Consider the following 19749-nt stretch of genomic DNA (forward strand, 5'->3'; position numbering starts at 1 on the left):
TCTAAAATTTTATTTCAATAGTTTTTACTTTAGCATAGCCTCCTTTTTTTAGTGTAGCACGTATATGATATATATATATTTCGTTAGGGCTTACTTCTTTATCTATAACTGTTCTTATGTTAGCTGGTAAAATACGCCAAGTACTTGGTTGTTTTTCTTTCAGTTGCTTGTAAATAGTATACTCAGCTATTTCATCTTTATTCGCTCTCCAAAAAAGTTCTATATGATTTGTTTCTCTATTCACCACATAATCCAATCCCTTTATATATTCTTTTGGAGCTAAGTTGACCATCTCAATAGTTAAGGGAGTTGAAGGAAGCGAAGTCAATCCACTTTTATCAATCGCTTTGATATGATATCGATACCTATTATTTGTTTCTAATTGAGTATCTATATATTGATGTATTGTATCATAAGTACTAAATACAGTTTCTAACTCCTTCTTTTCGGTAAGATTCTCTCGTAACAAAATATGTGTTGCATTTTCTTCTGAAGAAGGTATCCATTCTATTATGATTTTTCCTTCTTTTATTTTATATCCTGAAAAAACAGGAGCAGTTGGAGGAATTACATCTGGTTTTTCTAATACCAACACTTCTGATTTTTCGGAATGATTGTGACGCTTATCAACAGCTACTATACTATAAAATACCTCAGCATTTAAATTTTTTACTGTTACGGTATCTATAAAACTATTTTGGCTTATAGGTGATACTGTTATTTGTGAAGGTTCTTCATCTTTTAAAAAACCTCTAAAAACTCGATATCCTAAAAAATCAGGTTCTATATTTTGTTTCCAAGTGATATGAACTACACCTAAACTATCTATTTCCCCCTTTAATTCTGTAGGTATAGCCGGAGGAATCCTATCTAAAGGTTGTATCAATTTTGAAAACGATGTTTTTTCTTGTTTTGGGTCTTTTCCTATAGCCTTAATTTTAACATAATTTGATGCTTGTAATTTGGAATACGTAAGCTTACGTTGTTGCGGAGAAATGTTATCTACAGCCACAACATATGGGCCTTTATCAACTGGAGCTATGAGTAGTTGAAATTTTTCTAACAGTGTTTCTCCCTTTTTAGGAAACTCCCAAGTAATTATTGCTTCATTGGTGTTTTTGGTAAGTTCTACATCGTAAACTCTTGGTGTATAAGGTAAAATAGGTTTTCCTACTCCTGAAATTATTGTAGAATACAACCCTTTTTCTCCAAATGGAGAGATTCCGTTAACTCTATAATAATACGTCTTCGTATTGTTCGCTAAGGAATCAATATAAAACATACGTTTAGCTGGGGCTTCAGGTTTATCGTTCAAATTGACCAAAGGCTCTTTGCTTAACGATGTAAAGTTTATACCATCCTCTGAACGTTCTAAATTATAAGAAGTATATATTGTTTTAAACAATTGATACTCCCATGTTAGAATTACATTTTTATCTCCAAAAATCCCTTGAAAATCTATCGGAGCCGGTAATGGCTCGTATTCTTTAATACTAGCTATGGTAGCAGTTCCTTTTATTTTAACAGTTTCTGAAGTATTCTCTATAATTGTAGGTTTAATTTTATATACATACTTTTCATGGAGTTTTACATCTGTATCTTCAAAACCCCATCCTGCTTTTTTTGCTGCTTCAAAACTCATATCAGCCGCCAATAAAGAGAATGAAAAACGTTGTTCATTCTCATTCACTAGATTATAAATATCTGCTAGTTGCCCTTCGCTTCCTCCTTCTATAAAAAAACTTTCACCAAATAATGCTTGTGCAATAATAGCTGCATTGTTATCTTTCTCTACAATTTCTTGCCAAGTTTCAATAGGGTCTGCTTGTATCTTTTTTGCCCATACTTTTTCTAAACTTGGTAATCGTTTTCCATCACGAGAAAGCACGTATTTTTCTAATGTAAAACCACTTTTGTTTGTCTTTTTCCAAGCATTTGCTGTAGTTGCAGCCCAACGTAATAAAATTTTATCTTCTTGTACCCTAGCAAGTATTTGTATATTTGGGTCATTTATAATTTCATTTCTTTGAGCTAAAGAACTCATAGGAAGCAAAAAACTCATAGCTACGAAAAACAATATCTTACAGACAATAAACTGTTTTTTCATGTTCTTTTATCTTTTTTTAAACCTCTAATTAATATTTTAAATTACTACCTAAACTTATTAGGGTTTTTAAATTTATATATAACGCTGGTTCCTTTTATTCCACTTGGTAACGTGTAAAACAATTCAGTTTTATAATCCCCATACCTCATAAATAAGTAATTCTTATCTAAAAACTCCAATACTGGATTCCCATCATCGATAATTCCATCACTATAATCATTTACTATTTGTGATTGTATATCTATCCAATCTTGTTTGTATACATACCCTAAATTATACCTGAAAGGGAATGTCGTTTCTAACATATTTTTATTTACTTCGTACTCTGCGTTACTTATATAAGTATTTAACAATGGAAGTGCATATTTTGGAGGTGCTCCCAACTCACTTTCGTCACGTCTTTTTACTCGGTAACCTCCTAATGGATATTTTGCATACAATGGTGGATTTATATCTTTTTCAAAATAATCATCTTGTAAAGTTGCTTCTATATTTACTAAAGGAACATTATCTGTGTAGCTTGTTCCTAACAGTTCTACTATATCAAACGGCTCATGATTCTCTATTCTATTGCTTAAATAAATAACATCTGAATAAATTTTACCCCAATTATAATTGGTTGTTTTTATTGAGTTTATTTTATTTCTAAAGGTTTTATATTTTGAAGTACTAAAATCGTAAGCTAACCTTTCTATTTCTCCATCTTTAGAAATATTCTCCGCTTTATTTTGCTGTACCTTCACAGAGTTATCTTCACTATCATTTCCTAAATCCACATTTTGATAAGTACTGTTATCATTACTTACATTATTCTTTGTTTTTGGTTTACTTACAATACTTAAATGATACTTAGATGATTGTACTACATTAGGTAAGTCGTATGTAAGTACATTATCTGATGTATTGTAATTAAACTCATATTTAGAAGGTAGCTCGCCTTCTTTTTCATAAATTAAATAACTATTCCATTGTGCATCATCGAATAGGTAATCTTGCCCTCTTTTTAGTTGAATATATCCCTTATCATATTCTTTCTCTAAAAAATATTTTTGATCTAAAACAGGGTATGCATAGGTTATATTATGTAATGGAATTACTGTTGGTGCTCCTCCTGTTACAAAAGTTCTTTCTTCTTTTTCAATAGCTTTTTTTCCATCTATCATTATTGTTTTAAAGACTCCTTTTACTTTTTCTTTAAAACTTACTTCTACCTCAACGGTTAATTCTTCATTCGGCGGTAAAATATCAGTAGAAATAAAGTTGGCTCTATCTTTATAATTAGACCACTCAATATTTCCTTCTATTTCTTTCCCTTTATGTAGTATTCTATATTTTTCAAGAATAATCTTGTATGTTTTATCTCCTTCATCTTCCGGTATTATAATAGGTTCTCCTACTTTCATACTAAAAGTAGCCTGAGGTATAGCAAATACATCTACATCTTTACCTCCATCATCTGGAGTAACGTCTGTTATTATTTTCAGTCCTCCAAGTGGTGATGCATCTTCAAATACACATTCTTCTCCTAATGTTAATTTAAACCTAAATCTCCCTTTAATCAATCCTCCTAAAACGTTAAAATGCCCTCCAACATAACCTCTCATCCATACAGGGTTTGGAGCTTTTGCTTGCAACAATACTGCTGCGCCAGCTTTTATAATCGGTATTTTTTTACTTATAAAAAATAATTTAACATGAATCCCTAACTCCCCTTGTAAGTACACATACGCCTGTCCGTTAGCATACCATCCATTAATTCCTACTTGATCTCCTGTATTTGAACATTTTGCCTCCCCATAATCTTTCAACATAATATCAAAACCAGCCCCTGCTTGAAAACGAGCATAAAAAATTAAAAAACGTAAGTCTCCTGTATCGATAGAGATATCTGCTCCAAAAGCAAATCCTCCCCCATTACTTAAACTATTTTCATCTCGCATATAATCAAGTTCATTGACATCAACTCCTAAAATTTTAGCAACTATAGGTGGAGGTGGTGGTGACCCCGGTAGTTTAGATCCTACCATAAAATACCCTCCTGATTCTACACTTACAGGACCAACACCTATACGCAACCCTAAACGATCTTCTGGTGTACCTATATATATATACCAATCTTCTGGTGAAAAGTGCAACACCGCCCAACCTGCTCTACCTCCTGTTCCTCTACCTTCAACAAAACCACCAGCTACATTTACATAAGCATCTAACTCACCGTGAAGCACATCATTTTGAAAGTCATAGGTAATTCCAACTTTGGCACTAATAGCCATCTTACCTGTTGGTGTTTGTGGAAAATCTCCAGAAGCTTTATTTAAGAGGTTTCTTCCTGTCCAAGAATTATCTATATTCTCTTTAGTTACCCCTAAAAATTTTTCTTTGGCTACAGTATTTTCCTTCAGTTTTGACATTAACTCACTTACTTTTCCCATTCCTGGAATTTCCACCCCCATAAGTGTTGCTTGCCCATAAAAGCCTAAAAAGTCAACACCTCCTTTACTGTTAAAAACTATTTCGAATCCCGCTCCTCCTTTTACTAATTCTTTCTTAACAGCATTAAACATTACCATAGCTTTAACTCCTAACCCAACCTTACTATCTGGAACATAGCCTATACCTGAAGGTGAAAAAGAAGATGAAAAATCTGTACGCTTCATTCGATAAGAAGCCCCCCCCGAAAAACCTTCTAAATTCAATATTCCTGACCCTGTTCCTGGAGGTAAATTATCCACCATAGCTTCAAATTGCCAATACCTAAAAGTAGTTTTCCCGAAAACCCCTTTAGCTTCTACCTTAATTCCATTTCCTGACTTAAACTCAGCCTTCAAATTAGCTGCAAAACCGTTACCATACTCTGGATCGTCATTCATTAATGTTAAGTTTCCCTCCATAGAAAAACCTCCTAAGTCAGCTTTTAAGGCTATAGCATTAAGCTCTATTTCCTGAAACTTCCACTTTTGCCTGTAGTTTTCTTCCTCATAAGCTCCTATAATACCTAAACTAGTTTTTGCCGCAAAACCATTATTTTCTCCCATTAGGTTAATCCCTAAGTCAAAATATAAATTTGCATTCGTTTTATTTGCTGTAATCCCTATATTTTCTATAGAAACTGGAAATCCAGCTAGAGCTACCTTATCACGATACCCCATATAATCAACCGAAAAAACTGGACTTTCAGTCTGTAAAACTAAGTTTTGAAAAACAATTCCTTTAAATTCAACTAATTTCTTTTTACCTGAATTATCTACTAGCGAATCTCCTTCGTTTTCTAAACTTTTTACTTGATTTGCACTAATTGCCAAACGACCATGTAACGTTGCTTTAGGTTTGAATTCACCTTCCTTAACTTTTAATTCAATAGCACTATTAGGCAATAGTTCTCCTTTAGCTTTCCATATATTAAAATCAATAATAGAATCATTACGTACATTCAACAAATATTCTTCTTCTGAGATAATACCTGTATATCTTAAACCTAGTTTTTCATTTTTCTTTTCAGATTTTGAAATAGGTAACTGAATACGTCCACCAAAAGATGCCCCAATTAATTTATTTGCTACTAACGACACTTCTATTTTATCTAAAGAATATGCCCAAGCTTTTTCTTTATTGGTTCTTCCTTCATTTAATGGAAAAATGTTTTCTGCATAAAAAGAACCTGAAACCCCATGACCGTCAATTAATAAGTTATGAGCTCCGAAAGCTATTCTCTTATCTCCTTTAGAAATAGTTTTTGAAGTTTTAAACTCTTTAGGTAGTTTTACATCTAACGTGTTTACATAAACTCCTCTCCAAATATTTTGATTTGGTAGTAATAATCCGTTTTTATGATAATGTTCGGGGAATTTAACACTAGAAGAGTTTCGTAAGTCACTAAAATCTAGAACAGCTTCATTTAAATAGAATTGAAAATTACCATCATAATCTTTTTTATTTCTCTTTTTAGCTAAAACAAAAGGTTGTAGACTTATTCCGACCAATAAATCGTTCCAATCTGAAGCAATAGCTTTAAAAGCTCCTTTTACACGATAAGGCACTTGGAGGGTTTGCGTTCCGTTTTCTGTTTCTACTTTATAAGGAACTTTTGTTTTTCCTTCATTTACTTCTCCATTTTCTTCTAAAGGTACAATCAATTCTCTTGAAAACTCAATTTCTCCTTCTATTCCTAACTCTTTAACACCATCACAATTAATGGTTACATATGTTTTATTTTGCGTTAGACCTGTTCTATAATCAAACCCTCCTTTTAAAGTTAACATCCATTTGCCTCCATTAAAAGGTATATGCATATCTCCTAACAATACTAAGTTAGCATCTCCGATAATACCTCCATCATGCGATAACTTAACATTATTAGCTCCAAAAAACAGCTCTACAGGATAACCGTTTTCATTAGTTTGCGGCAAACGTACCCTTGCAAAAACAGTTAACTCTGTATAGTCTTTGTAAATGTTAGCTTGTGTTATCCCTATGGCATATTGAATATTCTCTCTAGTATGCTTAACACCGACTGGAAGTTCTTTTATATCTTCATTTGAAAAATTGTCTACCCAAGACTCATGCTTTTCAATTTGTTCAAATGAAGCTAGCGCTTTATCTCTATCATTAACTACAAGCGAAGAAGCTGGATACCATTTTTTAATATTGGGCCAAGAAAATTCTTTTGCCTTTGGTGAAGTCTCTATTTCATAAGTTTCTTTTAATAAAGAATTAGAAAAAGAGTTTATTGGCTTAACTTTTAAGCTATCTTTTATTGTTTCTTTAACAGCATTATAGCCTTCTGATGCAATCGTTATCTGAACAGTAAACAACCACAAAAGAAAGAAAATAGCAATTTTCTTTAACATAGTTTTTTATATAGTAGACTTAATCTTTTATTCCCCTTTAATAGTCTGCAAATTAAGTGAAAAATGTAATCACAACAAAGCTTTTTTACCTTATAATACTTTTTTATATAAAAACCACTTAAAATACTGTTAATTTTTATTAACAAATTAAATTTATGTATAAAGAATTTTAAGTCTTAAAAAAAGAATTCTCTATACTATAATAAACTTTGCTTGACAAGCAAAAACATTTATACAATAGCAATACAAATCCTTCTAAAAAAAGCCCGCTAATTGTGATAAACTATGCACACTAAAATTTATACTCCTCCCTTTAAGTTTATAAAAGTAACGGTGTCAAATTGCTGTTCTAAAAAATCAATTGCACATTGGCTACGTACTCCTGATTTACAGTACACTATTACAGGTTTTTCGGTATTTATATCATCATATCGTTGAGCAAGCTCTCCTAAAGGGATATGTTGTCCTCCAATATGGTGCTGCTCTCGTTCCCAATCTTCACGAACATCTAATAAATTATAGAATGTTAGATTATTTTGTAACTCCTCTAAAGTTATTTCGTGGGTCGCTGTTTTAATTCCACAAAAGAATTCATAATCGTTATCTAACTCTGTTACCTCAGCTTTATCAGTTCTTTCAAACTTTAATATCATTTGACGCATGCTTAATGTATTATACATCAATAATTTATTAGCTAACACCTCCCCTATTCCACAAATAATCTTAATAGCTTCATTAGCTTGTAAACTTCCTATAATTCCAGGTAATACACCTATCACACCAATTTCAGAACAATTGGGTGATTCTTCTGGTTTGGGTGGAGTTGGATATAAACATCGATACGTAGCACTTCCCTGATAATTAAACACACTTACTTGTCCTTCAAACTTAAAAATAGCACCATATACCAACGGCTTTTGAGTTAGTAACGCTGCATCATTGGTTAAATAGCGTGTTGCAAAATTATCGCTACCATCTACAATTACATCATATTTTTCAAATAAAGAAATAGCATTCTGGTTCGTTAGTTTTTCTTTATACACATAAAACTGAACAAAAGGATTCAATTTTGACAAGCGGTTTGCAGCCGTTTCTGCTTTTGACTTTCCTATATCGTCTATTGTATATAAAATCTGACGCTGTAAATTACTTTGGTCTACTACATCATCGTCTATAATTCCAATCGTACCTACACCTGCAGCCGTTAAATACTGTAATACAGGACAACCCAATCCACCAGCCCCTATCACTAATACCTTGGCTTGCTTTAATTTTAATTGCCCTTCTTCTCCTACTTTGTCTAGAATAAGATGGCGATTGTATTGTTTTTGTTCTTCTTGACTTAAGTTCATGTTTAATTGTAGAATAAATTCACCTCATTAACTCTTAAAATTTTCATTCTTGATTCTAATAATGTAACGGTTTAACTTCTAAAATGCTCCCAATCTTTCCAAACCACTTCTAATCCCTGACCTTTTAGCATCTGTACAATTTCTTCAGTGCTTCGTTCGTCTGAAATTTCAAATTGCTCTAACGACTGTGGTTCAACACTATACCCTCCTGGGTTTGTCTTAGACTCCGCACTTATTGAGGTAGCCCCTAAATTAACAATATTATTCCTAAAAATTTCACTTTCTCGGGTAGACATTGACAGTTCTACATCTTCATCTAACATTCTAAACGCACAGATTAATTGTACCAAATCTGCATCCGTCATTTCTACTTTGGGCTCTAATCCTCCTGAATGTGGTCTTAAACGTGGAAATGAAATAGAATACTTTGTTTTCCAATAGGTCTTCTGTAAATATTTTAAGTGCAATGCTGTAAAAAAGCTATCAGCTCGCCAATCTTCCAGTCCAAATAAAGCTCCTAATCCTATTTTATGAACACCTGCTTTCCCCAATCTATCAGGGGTTTCTAAACGATACTCAAAGTTTGATTTTTTCCCTTTCGGATGATGTTTTTTATACTCTTGTTTATGATAGGTTTCTTGATATACCAATACGGCATACAACCCATTCTCAATTAACAATTCATATTCATCTTGATCTAAAGGTTGAACTTCAATAGTAATATTTGAAAATTGTGAACGAATGAGCTGAATCGCGTTTTTGATATAATCAACTCCCACTGTTCTGTTAGCTTCCCCAGTAACTAACAAAATATGATCGTAGCCTTTTTTCTTTAAAAAAGCAACTTCTTTTAATATTTCATCGTCGGTTAATGTTCTTCTCGGAATTTTGTTTGTAAAACTGAATCCGCAATACGTACATATATTCTGACACTCGTTACTCAAATACATTGGAGCATACATTTGAATGGTATTTCCAAATCGCTTTTTAGTAAGCATGCGACTCCTTTGCGCCATTTGCTCTAAAAATGGTTTTGCTGCAGGAGAAATGAGCGCTTTAAAATCTTCCAAATCGAGTTTATCCTTAGATAAAGCACTTTCAACATCAACGGATGTTTTATTGAAAATGCTTTGTAAAGTTTCATCCCAATTGTATTGATTAAATATGGTTGTAAATGTTTTACACATCTTTTAATTTTTATTCGTCATCGTAAGCGAAGCGAAGAAATCTTTATTTTTTTAGGTTCTCAGCAAACAGATTACTTCGTCCTTTTCTCCTCGTAATGACGTTATACTAACTTAAAAAACTCGTTAATGGGCTACTTGCTTCTGCTTGTTTTCTTACGGGAGCTAATTTTGCTTCATATGCCATTCTTCCTGCTTCAACTGCCATCTTAAAAGCTTGTGCCATCGCTACCGGATTTTGTGATACCGCAATAGCTGTGTTTACTAAAACAGCATCAGCTCCTAATTCCATAGCATATGCCGCATGCGAGGGTGCTCCAATACCAGCATCTACAACTACTGGAACATTAGATTGTTCTATAATGATTTCTAAAAACTCCAACGTCTTCAATCCTTTATTACTTCCAATGGGCGCTCCTAAAGGCATTACACATTGTGTTCCTACTTCTTCTAATCGCTTACATAAAACCGGATCTGCATGAATGTAAGGCATCACTACAAAACCTTTTTTCACCAATTCTTCCGCAGCTTTTAAGGTTTCTATAGGATCTGGCAATAAATACCTTGGATCTGGATGTATTTCTAATTTCACCCAATTCGTTTCTAATGCCTCTCTAGACAATTCAGCTGCAAACACTGCTTCTTTTGCTGTACGAACTCCCGAAGTGTTTGGTAATAAATTGATTCTTGAGTGGCTTAAATGTGATAAGATATCATCATCTTCATTTTGAACATCTACTCTTTTTAAAGCAACTGTTATCAATTCACTTTCTGATGCTAGCAAAGCCTCTTTCATTAATTGTGAGGAACTGAATTTTCCTGTTCCTGTAAATAATCGTGAGGTAAATGTTTTATCGGCTATTGTTAAGTTGGTATTCATTATTGCTAATTTATTGCGCTCCTATTTTGTACACTTGTTCATTGGTACTTGGAGCTTTTAAAATTTTATGAAATGTAGGAATCGAGTTGAAATTTTGTGTAATTGCTCCTGAAACAGCGACTCCATATACTCCTGTGTTTATAACTTCAGATACGTCTTCTATAGTAATTCCTCCAATGGCTATTATTGGAGTGGTTGTTTTCAACTCTTCTAAAAGCATCTGGTAGCCAGTAGTCCCTAAAACTGGACTCAAATTCTTTTTAGTTTCAGTAAACTGATAAGGACCTAAACCAATATAATCTACTTTTTTCTCTAGTAGCATTTTACAATCTTCTAAAGTATTTGCTGTTCCTCCTACGATATATAAATCACCTAAATACTCTTTTGCTTTTAACGGACACGTATCTGTTTTTCCTAAATGAACTCCATCTGCTTTGATTTCTTTAGCTACTTTGTAATAATCGTTTATGATTAAACGAGTTTGAAAATGACTCGTAATTTCTCTCGCTTTTTGAGCTGTTTTTAAAATAGTTTTCGGATCCAGATTCTTTAATCGGAGTTGTACCCACTCTGCTCCAGAAGCACAAGCTCTTTGAACATTTTCTAAGTGTTCTTCTGGAGTTTTCCCTTGAGTTATATAGTGTAATTTACTTATCATGTATAGTTGTGCTCTCCTAAGAGCGTTTTATTAGAGTTTAAAAATTGTTCTGTATACCATTTGGCATTTGTACATGCATCTTCTAAAGAAAGTTGTTTGGCTATGTTTGAAGCTAAAGCTGAAGACAACACACAACCGCTTCCATGCTTTTCAAAAACGGATGTAGCTTTCGGTGGAATATTCAATTGTACTATCTTACTGTGATATACTTCATCCCATCCTTTTTTATCTTCTCTATGTCCTCCTTTTAAATAGATATTGGTCTTTTCTGAAATGAATTCAATGGTTTCTTCAATCGATTTATTAGAAAACAAAACTTTGATTTCATCATAATTTGGGGTGATAAAATCACAGTGTTGTATTACTTCTTCAAACACTTTTATATGCTCTTCAGAATGAAAATCAAATCCAGCGCTGGCTTTTAAAATAGGATCCAAGACTATTTTTATGGATGAATTGTATTTTTTTAGTGATTGAATAACCTCCAATAATACATTCCAAGATTGGATGATTCCTATTTTTGCTACTGATATTTCAAAGCGTTCAAATAAAGTTTCTATTTGATTGATGATGGTTTCTTTATCAACCCAAACACAGTCTTTAAAATCAATATCATTTTGAACTGTAACTGCTGTACATACCGATAATCCATATAATCCATGTGCTTCAAAAGTTTTAATATCCGAAGTCAATCCTGCTCCACTTGACGGATCAAATCCTGCAATCGTTAGTATGTAAGCTTGTTGTTTCATTTTTTATTAATATACTTTCTTTGACAAAAAGATTACTTCTTCATATACTTCTCGTAATGACGCTTGATATTTTTAAAGCTTTCAACTGGAGTTTCTGTATTCCAAACTCCTCCTAAGACACCAATTCCTTGAAAACCTAGCTCTAAGGTTTCTTGAATGGTATCTGTATTGATTCCGCCCATACCTATAATGGTTTTATCAATATGGTTTACATCAAAGCCTCTCCCTTCGTATCCTTCCTTTGAAATAGAAGAGAAAACAGGACTCAATAAATGGTAATCGAACTCAATATCACAATTTGCTAGTTCTTCAGGTTCATGAAAAGAACTACTCATCGTTTTTCCTATCATATCTAATCCAATAAAATATTCGCTTCCATTCTCTAAAGCATCAATTCTTTTTTGCTCTTGAAAATGAATTCCTTTTAGGTCGAATTCATTAATGAGTTCATGAAAATAATGAGTAACTATTCTATCATGATACTTTTCATCTATCTTACTCAAATAAACCACGTGCTCTTCGTAATTCTTCTCAGGTTTTCTAAAATGATAATATTCCAATCCTTCTTCAAATAATTGTTGAAGGATTTCAATCTCATTTGGAATATCTTTTTCTGGAGCTATTAGAACAATCATATAGTGAATTTTAAATTATGAATTACGAATTTAGAAATTGTCAACTCGTAATTCATAATTCTAAGTTTAGGTTTTATAGATAAACTTCTGAACCTTTGTCTTTAAACTCTTTAGATTTTTCCTCCATTCCTTTTACAAATACTTCGTCTCCTTCCACTTTATTTTCTGCTGCAAAGTCACGTACTTCCTGCGATATTTTCATAGAACAGAATTTTGGCCCACACATAGAGCAAAAATGTGCAATTTTAGCTCCTTCTGCTGGTAAGGTCTCATCGTGATATTCTCTAGCTAATTCTGGGTCCAATCCTAAATTGAATTGATCTTCCCAACGGAACTCAAAACGTGCTTTACTTAAAGCATCATCTCTGTGTTGCGCTCCCGGATGTCCTTTTGCTAAATCCGCTGCATGGGCTGCTAATTTATAAGTAACTACTCCTGTACGTACATCTTCTTTATTAGGTAACCCTAAATGTTCTTTTGGTGTTACATAACACAACATGGCACAACCAAACCAACCAATCATTGCCGCTCCAATTCCTGAAGTTATATGGTCGTATCCTGGAGCAATATCCGTAGTTAAAGGACCTAAGGTATAAAACGGAGCTTCATCACAAGCTTCCAATTGCTTATCCATATTTGCTTTAATCATATGCATTGGCACGTGACCTGGACCTTCTATAAAGCATTGTACTTCATGTTTACGTGCTATTTTTGTTAGCTCCCCTAACGTTTCTAATTCAGCAAATTGCGCTTCATCATTCGCATCGGCAATACAACCTGGTCGTAAACCATCTCCTAACGAAAAAGCAACATCATAAGCCTTCATAATTTCACAAATTTCTTCGAAATGGGTATATAAAAAACTTTCTTTATGGTGTGCTAAACACCATTTTGCCATGATAGAACCTCCTCTTGATACAATCCCTGTAATACGTTTTGCCGTCATAGGCACATAACGTAAACGAACTCCTGCGTGAATCGTAAAGTAATCTACTCCTTGCTCAGCTTGTTCAATTAAAGTATCTCTAAAAATTTCCCAAGTTAAGTCTTCAGCAATCCCATTTACTTTCTCTAAAGCTTGATAAATAGGTACGGTTCCTACAGGTACAGGTGAATTACGGATAATCCACTCTCTAGTTTCATGAATATTTTTACCTGTAGATAAATCCATAATATTATCAGCACCCCAACGACATGCCCAAACTGCTTTTTCTACTTCTTCTTCTATGGAAGAAGTGGTAGCTGAATTTCCAATATTCGCATTGATTTTCACCAAGAAATTACGACCTAAAATCATAGGTTCTGCTTCTGGATGGTTGATGTTTGAAGGAATAACTGCGCGTCCTCTTGCTACTTCCTCTCGAACAAATTCAGGAGTAATTTTTGTAGGAATACTTGCTCCGAAATCTTGCCCTGGATGTTGTTTAGACAAACGTGTCATTTCATCTATTCGCTGGTTTTCACGAATGGCAATATATTCCATCTCGGGGGTAATAATTCCTTTTTTTGCATAATGTAACTGAGTTACATTTTGTCCTTTTTTAGCTCTCTTAGGTTTATGCTTTAAGTTAAATCGTAAATGGTCTAAACTTTTATCATTTAAACGTTCGTTACAATAATTCGAAGTAAATTCATTTAATTCTTCTACATCTCCTCTCTCTATAATCCATTCTTCTCGAATACGTTCTAATCCATTATGAATATTAATCTCTTTATTGGGGTCTGTATAAGGACCTGAAGTATCGTATACTGTAACTGGCTCATTAGGTGTTCTTTTTTTAGTCATCGAATCCACAGTATCACTCAATTCAATTTCGCGCATTGCTACTTTTATCTGTGGATGAATTTTTCCTTGAACATATATTTTTTTGGAGTTCGGAAATGGTTGTCTTGTTACACCATCTTGTTTTGGAGCTGTATCTTTTTTCTTCATTTTAGGGTTGTTTGTTTATGTTTTTGTTTTGCTTTCTGAAAATATTATCCTCCTTGTGTAGATTTAATGATTAAAACTTCATCATTGTTTTGGAGTAGTTTTGAAGACCAATCTGTTTTTTTTACCACACTACTGTTAACAGCAATAGCAATTCCATTGGTTTTAATTTGTAGTTTATCTACTAATTCTTGCAATACTAATGGGCTTAAAAACTCTTGTTGATTATTGTTTACTTTTATCGTTATCATACTAACATATATTTAAAGTAAACTGTAGAAGAAATTCAGAATTGTTTTATTATGAACAATACCTAAATAAGATTTTATAACTTTTCCCTACGCTGGTGTTAACCATATCAGGTTCAAAGGATCTTTCTCAAACTAGCGAACTAGCTACTCCTAAAGTTTACTGCAACAAATATAAACGTTTATTTTTTCTAAAACGACCTCTATAAAAATAAAAAAGCGAACTTTTAAAAGTTCGCTTTTTACAAAAATTATTATAATACTATAAACTCTTTACCTTTTTAGTTACTTCTTCAAGAACTTCAAACGCCGTTTCAGCCATTTTATTTCCTTTAAAGTCTAGTAATGGGTTTACTTCAACAAACTCCAAACAAGCTACTTTATTACTTGCTAACAATCCGTTAATTATATCAATGATTTCATGTTGATCAAATCCTTTAGGTACTGGTGTTCCTGTACCATAAGATATCATATCACAATCCATTGAATCTACATCAAACGACACATATATTACATCACAAACAGATAATTTATCTAAAGCTTCGTTTACACAAACATCTAATCCACGGTAACGAACTTCAGCAACCATATAGTTTTTAATACCATATTTTTCCATTTGTTTGTCTTCTGGTTCTTCTGTATCACGAACACCAAAGAAAATGATGTCTTCAGGTAAAACTTTTTGCCCTGGAGTACCTATGTTTTTCATACGTTCCCACAACTCTGATGTTTCTCTGTCTACATCATTAATTTGGCAGTCTAAATTATCGTCTGAAATAGCGGCAGATAAAGGCATTCCGTGAATATTTCCTGATGGTGATGTATAAGGAGAATGTAAATCTCCATGAGCATCAATCCAAACTACCCCTACTCTTTTATTAGGGTTAGCTGCTTTTATTCCACTGATAGTTCCTAACGCTGAAGAATGGTCTCCAGACAAAACTATAGGAAACTTCCCTTCTTGTAAATTTACTTTCACGTGGTTACTTAATCGTTTACATTGATTAAAAACGCTATCAATTCGTTTTGCAAACGAATTATTTACCTTATTATAAATAGATTCGTTTTCAGTGATTACATCTTCAAAATAAAAAGAATCGAAATAATTACTTTTTTTATTTATCGCTGCAATTTCAATCGCATCTACTCCCATGTCAGACCCACGAGTTCCTGCTCCAATGTCTGATCTGTTTTTGATAATTTTAATTTCTTTCATCATGAGTTATTTTACATAAAAAAATGCCATTTAATTATTTTAAATGACACTTTTTAAATAGTTTATCTCTTGTCTAATTCTACGAATTCCCTTAAGTTCTCTCCAACGTAAACTTGACGTGGACGACCAATTGGTTCTTTGTTTAAACGCATTTCTCTCCATTGAGCAATCCATCCTGGCAGGCGCCCTAGAGCAAACATTACTGTAAACATTTCTACAGGAATCCCCATAGCTCTATATATTATTCCTGAATAGAAATCTACATTTGGATATAGTTTTCTATCTACAAAATATGGATCATTTAATGCTTCTTGCTCTAATCCTTTTGCTATATCTAAAATTGGATCTTCAACTCCTAAGTCGTTTAACACTTCATCAGCAGCTTTTTTGATGATTCTTGCTCTCGGGTCGAAGTTTTTATATACACGATGTCCGAATCCCATTAAACGGAAAGGATCATTTTTATCTTTAGCTTTTGCCATGTACTTTTTAGTATCTCCCCCATCTTCTTTAATTGCTTCTAACATTTCAAGTACTGCTTGATTTGCTCCACCATGTAAAGGTCCCCATAAAGCTGAAATTCCTGCTGATAGCGATGCAAATAACCCTGCATGAGAAGAACCTACAATACGTACTGTAGATGTAGAGCAGTTTTGTTCATGGTCTGCATGTAAGATTAATAACTTATCTAGGGCATCTTTAACTATTGGATTTAATTCATACTCGTCATTAGGTTTTTGAAACATCATTGTTAAAATATTCTCAACATAACCTAACTTACGTGAACCGTAATTTAATGGCAATCCTTGTTTCTTACGTAAAGTCCAAGCTACCAATACTGGGAATTTCCCCATTATTTTAACAATAGCTTTATACATATCTTCTTCTGAGTCAACATTAACAGAAGATGGATTAAAAGCTGTTAATGCAGACGTTAACGACGATAATACCCCCATTGGATGTGCATTCTTTGGAAAGGCATCAATAATTTTTTTGATGTCATCATCAACAATAGCTTCATCTAAGATGTCTCCATAAAATTTATCTAATTGTTCTTTAGTTGGTAATTCTCCAAAAATTAACGCATAAGCCACTTCTAAGAAATCTGCTTTTTCTGCCAATTCTTCAATTGAATATCCACGGTATCTTAAGACACCTTCTTCACCGTTTAAAAATGTTATAGCACTTTGGCATGAACCTGTATTCTTGTATCCTGGGTCAATAGTTATAACTCCACCCGTGGCTCCTCTTAAGGCTTTAATATCAATTGCAGTTTCATTTTCTGTTCCTTTTATTAAAGGAAACTCATACGTATTTTCGCCAATTTGTAATTTTGCTATATCTGACATTTTTTACTATAATTTTTTATGATTGAAGTGAGTTGCGAAGATACCATTTTTTGAATTATTTTAAAAGTTAGAATTGATAGATTTTTAATATGTAAAAATCAGTTTATTTTATTAAAAAAAACAAATCTAATCTTACTTATAATACAACGCCTTACCTAGAAGAAAGACATAATTAATTTCTCTTATAAAATTGATTTAATCTTAATTCTCTTATTTTTTCAGACCTTACAAACTTATTTAAGCATACCAAATTCCGTATTCTTTTAGAGTGTGTATTTTTTTCTTGATAACAAATCAAATACACAATATCTTTTATTTAACTCCGTTAACAAAACAACATATATTTTTAGAAAAAATTAATTCAATTCATAAAACCCTTTCACAATGAAAAAAATTAAATTTATTATTGCATTATTATGCATATCAATTCTTGCCGTACAATGTACCAAAGAAGACAATAATTTAACAAGCGACAACGCCCCTATGGGGATTAACTCTCCAAGCATGCTAGAAATTAACAATGCTGAGTGTTACACTGTTGACGGTTTTGGTCCAAACTCTTATTGGGCTGATTATATAGTTAACCAATCTACCACCAATTTTTTAAAAACTGAACACAACGAAGCTGCGAGTTTTTTTGGAATGGGTAATGTACCTTTATACTTAGCAGGTGGAGACGGAACTTTCAATGCTCTTTCTTATTCTAATGGTTATGTAATATGGGGAGAAGAATTGCTAGCTAGTGCTTTAAATTATGGTAATGTTGCTATTGCTTATGTTGCTGCTCATGAAATGGCACATCAAGTACAGTTTAGAGACAATACTATTCCTAGCGGCAATCATGTTAGTGCTACTGAATTAGAAGCTGATGGTTTTGGAGGATATTTTATCCGTAGAACTTATACTAGTGATTGGAATACTGCAGCGGGTGCTTACAACTTCTCACAAACATTAGCTGGTCCAAATGGAAGTTCTCATGGTACAGCTGCACAAAGAAGATCTGCTTTTAGGTTAGGTTACTTATTAGGAGATAACGGTACCTATTCTAACAGAAACTTTGATGCAAACTTTTTTTACTACTATGACTATTATGTAAAAGATGGTAGATTAAAGTTAGAATTAGTTAAGCCTGCTACTATCGAACAAAGTCAGCACGAGCATATTGTAGCACACTTAGAAGAGTTACAAAAAATTGCTTCAGGAGAAATTTCTGAAGAAGAATTCTTAAACTTAAATTAAAATATAATCGACTAAAATAAACGAATTGAATTGAATTTCAAAGGCTGTTTTATAATTTAAAACAGCCTTTGTTTTTTATACTATTTAGCCTTGATTTGGTTTTTCTTTATCTTCTTCATAATTCTTTTCAAAGCACTATGAATAATAAGGTTTGAGTTTTTTGAAAGCGCATAATCATTATCTTTTTCAGAAACAACTAATTTACCAACTACTGTTTGACTGTATATTATTTTAAATATGTTTAAATCGTAGATACTAAGTGTCACCTCACCTATGTTTTTTGAAGGATCAGTTAGAGAATTACTTGCCCCTAAAACACCTACTTCATTGGATATATTTTTAGTTCTAATATCAATAAAGTAATCATAACCTGTGCCGTATTTTATATCTTTTAAAATAGATTTATCAAGACTAGGTGAAATATTACTAGGAATTAATAGTCCTTTCATGTTGCTAACTACCAAAAGTCTATTACCTATAAGTTCAGAAAATCGTTCATTTGCCATTTCAGTTAAGCCATCTTTTCTAATGTTTTTAAAAGAAGTAACATCATTTAACAACCACTTTCCTTTTCTGAAATCTAATCGTGAATTTACATCTCCAGAATGAGTGTATTTTACCAAATTACAAGACGTAATTACAATAACAGCAAGTAATATGTATAAGTATTTCATATTTCTATAAATCAAACCCTAAATTTAGTTGTAACATTAAGGGGAAAAAACCATGACCTCCATTTACATCAAAATAATAAATAGGTCCCATATCAAATAAAAAGTGAAAGTTTTTACCATATTTACGTTGGATACCCCAAGTAGGTCCGACAGCAAAATCTAAATTATCAGTTACTACATCATCTCCAAAAAGAGTTTTACCTCTTGTTAAAATACGAGCTGATATAAAATTTGCTGAATTGTTGGTTATATTCAAACCTTTAGTTTTACGTTTATCAAAATTATAAAACCATCTCTGTTGCACATCTAAAAAAGGGTTTATGGCATATACTAACCCTGTATCTACATCAGAAGCTGAAGAGTGTGGATAACTTCCACTATATCCTATTCCTACCCCTATAGAAAGAGTTGAGTTATTTCCAATAGGCATTTCATATTCAATCCCTGGGTTTAAAAAATTTACTCTCCAAACACGCTGCGTTAGTTGTTCTTGAGAAAATACTGTTGCAACAAATAAGCTACAAATAAGCAGGAATGATTTTTTCATAATTATTTTTTTAGTTCATAAACAACTATATAAAAAGTTAGAAGTGTTTTACCCTACTTTTACTTCTTATATTTAAACTATTTATCAAAAAACAATACTATACTTAACTAAAAAAGCCCGTACTTAAGTAC

The 19749-nt window shown here is 32.7% G+C and carries 15 protein-coding genes and 1 riboswitch; of the genes, 1 reads left to right on the plus strand and 14 read right to left on the minus strand.

The genetic code is table 11. The features are described 5' to 3' along the window. Window position 1: 1 nt before the first annotated feature. The 12 genes from NH341_RS05690 to NH341_RS05745 form a co-directional block, all read right to left on the minus strand. Window positions 2-2107 carry a fibronectin type III domain-containing protein gene (locus NH341_RS05690; RefSeq protein ID WP_167713441.1) on the minus strand — a complete coding sequence of 702 codons (2106 nt, stop codon included), beginning with the start codon at window positions 2105-2107 and terminating at the stop codon, window positions 2-4. Window positions 2108-2151: 44 nt separating this feature from the next. Continuing rightward, a complete protein-coding gene (locus NH341_RS05695) occupies window positions 2152-6954 on the minus strand; it encodes a hypothetical protein (protein WP_253055962.1) in 4803 nt (1600 codons plus the stop codon). Between the two features lie 299 nt (window positions 6955-7253). Further along, entirely contained in the window at window positions 7254-8306 is a 1053-nt protein-coding gene (gene moeB / locus NH341_RS05700; protein WP_253055964.1) for a HesA/MoeB/ThiF family protein, read from the minus strand. A 71-nt stretch (window positions 8307-8377) separates the two neighbouring features. Then, on the minus strand, window positions 8378-9493 hold the full coding sequence (gene thiH / locus NH341_RS05705) for a 2-iminoacetate synthase ThiH (protein WP_253055966.1): 1116 nt from the start codon (window positions 9491-9493) through the stop codon (window positions 8378-8380). Window positions 9494-9599: 106 nt separating this feature from the next. Continuing rightward, window positions 9600-10370 carry a thiazole synthase gene (locus NH341_RS05710; RefSeq protein WP_047789803.1) on the minus strand — a complete coding sequence of 257 codons (771 nt, stop codon included), beginning with the start codon at window positions 10368-10370 and terminating at the stop codon, window positions 9600-9602. A gap of 10 nt (window positions 10371-10380) precedes the next feature. Next, window positions 10381-11028, minus strand: coding sequence for a thiamine phosphate synthase (gene thiE, locus NH341_RS05715; protein ID WP_167713434.1), 648 nt, complete (start codon window positions 11026-11028; stop codon window positions 10381-10383). After that, window positions 11025-11780, minus strand: coding sequence for a hydroxymethylpyrimidine/phosphomethylpyrimidine kinase (locus tag NH341_RS05720; RefSeq protein ID WP_253055968.1), 756 nt, complete (start codon window positions 11778-11780; stop codon window positions 11025-11027). The genes thiE and NH341_RS05720 overlap by 4 nt, the downstream gene beginning before the upstream one ends. 32 nt (window positions 11781-11812) lie before the next feature. After that, window positions 11813-12415: a thiamine phosphate synthase gene (locus NH341_RS05725; protein WP_253055970.1), complete on the minus strand. Its 603-nt coding sequence runs from the start codon at window positions 12413-12415 to the stop codon at window positions 11813-11815. 73 nt (window positions 12416-12488) lie between these two features. Then, a complete protein-coding gene (gene thiC, locus NH341_RS05730; RefSeq protein WP_253055972.1) occupies window positions 12489-14348 on the minus strand; it encodes a phosphomethylpyrimidine synthase ThiC in 1860 nt (619 codons plus the stop codon). Window positions 14349-14392: 44 nt separating this feature from the next. After that, on the minus strand, window positions 14393-14596 hold the full coding sequence (gene thiS, locus NH341_RS05735) for a sulfur carrier protein ThiS (protein WP_047789808.1): 204 nt from the start codon (window positions 14594-14596) through the stop codon (window positions 14393-14395). 67 nt (window positions 14597-14663) lie between these two features. Then, window positions 14664-14758: riboswitch (TPP riboswitch) on the minus strand. Window positions 14759-14855: 97 nt separating this feature from the next. Beyond that, window positions 14856-15812: an arginase gene (locus tag NH341_RS05740; protein ID WP_159613052.1), complete on the minus strand. Its 957-nt coding sequence runs from the start codon at window positions 15810-15812 to the stop codon at window positions 14856-14858. A 59-nt stretch (window positions 15813-15871) separates the two neighbouring features. Then, window positions 15872-17158, minus strand: coding sequence for a citrate synthase (locus NH341_RS05745; protein ID WP_047789810.1), 1287 nt, complete (start codon window positions 17156-17158; stop codon window positions 15872-15874). Between the two features lie 384 nt (window positions 17159-17542). Between NH341_RS05745 and NH341_RS05750 the strand changes: the two genes are divergently transcribed. Continuing rightward, window positions 17543-18397: a neutral zinc metallopeptidase gene (locus NH341_RS05750; protein ID WP_253055974.1), complete on the plus strand. Its 855-nt coding sequence runs from the start codon at window positions 17543-17545 to the stop codon at window positions 18395-18397. 80 nt (window positions 18398-18477) lie between these two features. Here the strand turns inward: NH341_RS05750 and NH341_RS05755 are convergent, their stop codons facing one another. Together NH341_RS05755 and NH341_RS05760 are read right to left on the minus strand one after the other, a co-directional pair. Beyond that, window positions 18478-19071 carry a hypothetical protein gene (locus NH341_RS05755; protein ID WP_156167073.1) on the minus strand — a complete coding sequence of 198 codons (594 nt, stop codon included), beginning with the start codon at window positions 19069-19071 and terminating at the stop codon, window positions 18478-18480. 4 nt (window positions 19072-19075) lie between these two features. Next, window positions 19076-19618, minus strand: coding sequence for a hypothetical protein (locus tag NH341_RS05760; RefSeq protein ID WP_073181425.1), 543 nt, complete (start codon window positions 19616-19618; stop codon window positions 19076-19078). Window positions 19619-19749 lie beyond the last annotated feature (131 nt).

The organism is Tenacibaculum sp. XPcli2-G, assembly GCF_024124505.1.
GTDB lineage: Bacteria > Bacteroidota > Bacteroidia > Flavobacteriales > Flavobacteriaceae > Polaribacter > Polaribacter mesophilus.

Excerpts from the sequence above, each read along its gene's own strand:
- thiC (WP_253055972.1), bottom strand. The coding sequence starts at position 14,348 with ATGAAGAAAAAAGATACAGCTCCAAAACAAGATGGTGTAACAAGACAA.
- NH341_RS05750 (WP_253055974.1), top strand. The coding sequence starts at position 17,543 with ATGAAAAAAATTAAATTTATTATTGCATTATTATGCATATCAATTCTT.
- thiH (WP_253055966.1), bottom strand. The coding sequence starts at position 9,493 with ATGTGTAAAACATTTACAACCATATTTAATCAATACAATTGGGATGAA.
- NH341_RS05725 (WP_253055970.1), bottom strand. The coding sequence starts at position 12,415 with ATGATTGTTCTAATAGCTCCAGAAAAAGATATTCCAAATGAGATTGAA.
- NH341_RS05755 (WP_156167073.1), bottom strand. The coding sequence starts at position 19,071 with ATGAAATACTTATACATATTACTTGCTGTTATTGTAATTACGTCTTGT.
- thiE (WP_167713434.1), bottom strand. The coding sequence starts at position 11,028 with ATGATAAGTAAATTACACTATATAACTCAAGGGAAAACTCCAGAAGAA.
- NH341_RS05745 (WP_047789810.1), bottom strand. The coding sequence starts at position 17,158 with ATGTCAGATATAGCAAAATTACAAATTGGCGAAAATACGTATGAGTTT.
- NH341_RS05690 (WP_167713441.1), bottom strand. The coding sequence starts at position 2,107 with ATGAAAAAACAGTTTATTGTCTGTAAGATATTGTTTTTCGTAGCTATG.
- moeB (WP_253055964.1), bottom strand. The coding sequence starts at position 8,306 with ATGAACTTAAGTCAAGAAGAACAAAAACAATACAATCGCCATCTTATT.
- NH341_RS05760 (WP_073181425.1), bottom strand. The coding sequence starts at position 19,618 with ATGAAAAAATCATTCCTGCTTATTTGTAGCTTATTTGTTGCAACAGTA.
- NH341_RS05740 (WP_159613052.1), bottom strand. The coding sequence starts at position 15,812 with ATGATGAAAGAAATTAAAATTATCAAAAACAGATCAGACATTGGAGCA.
- thiS (WP_047789808.1), bottom strand. The coding sequence starts at position 14,596 with ATGATAACGATAAAAGTAAACAATAATCAACAAGAGTTTTTAAGCCCA.
- NH341_RS05720 (WP_253055968.1), bottom strand. The coding sequence starts at position 11,780 with ATGAAACAACAAGCTTACATACTAACGATTGCAGGATTTGATCCGTCA.
- NH341_RS05695 (WP_253055962.1), bottom strand. The coding sequence starts at position 6,954 with ATGTTAAAGAAAATTGCTATTTTCTTTCTTTTGTGGTTGTTTACTGTT.
- NH341_RS05710 (WP_047789803.1), bottom strand. The coding sequence starts at position 10,370 with ATGAATACCAACTTAACAATAGCCGATAAAACATTTACCTCACGATTA.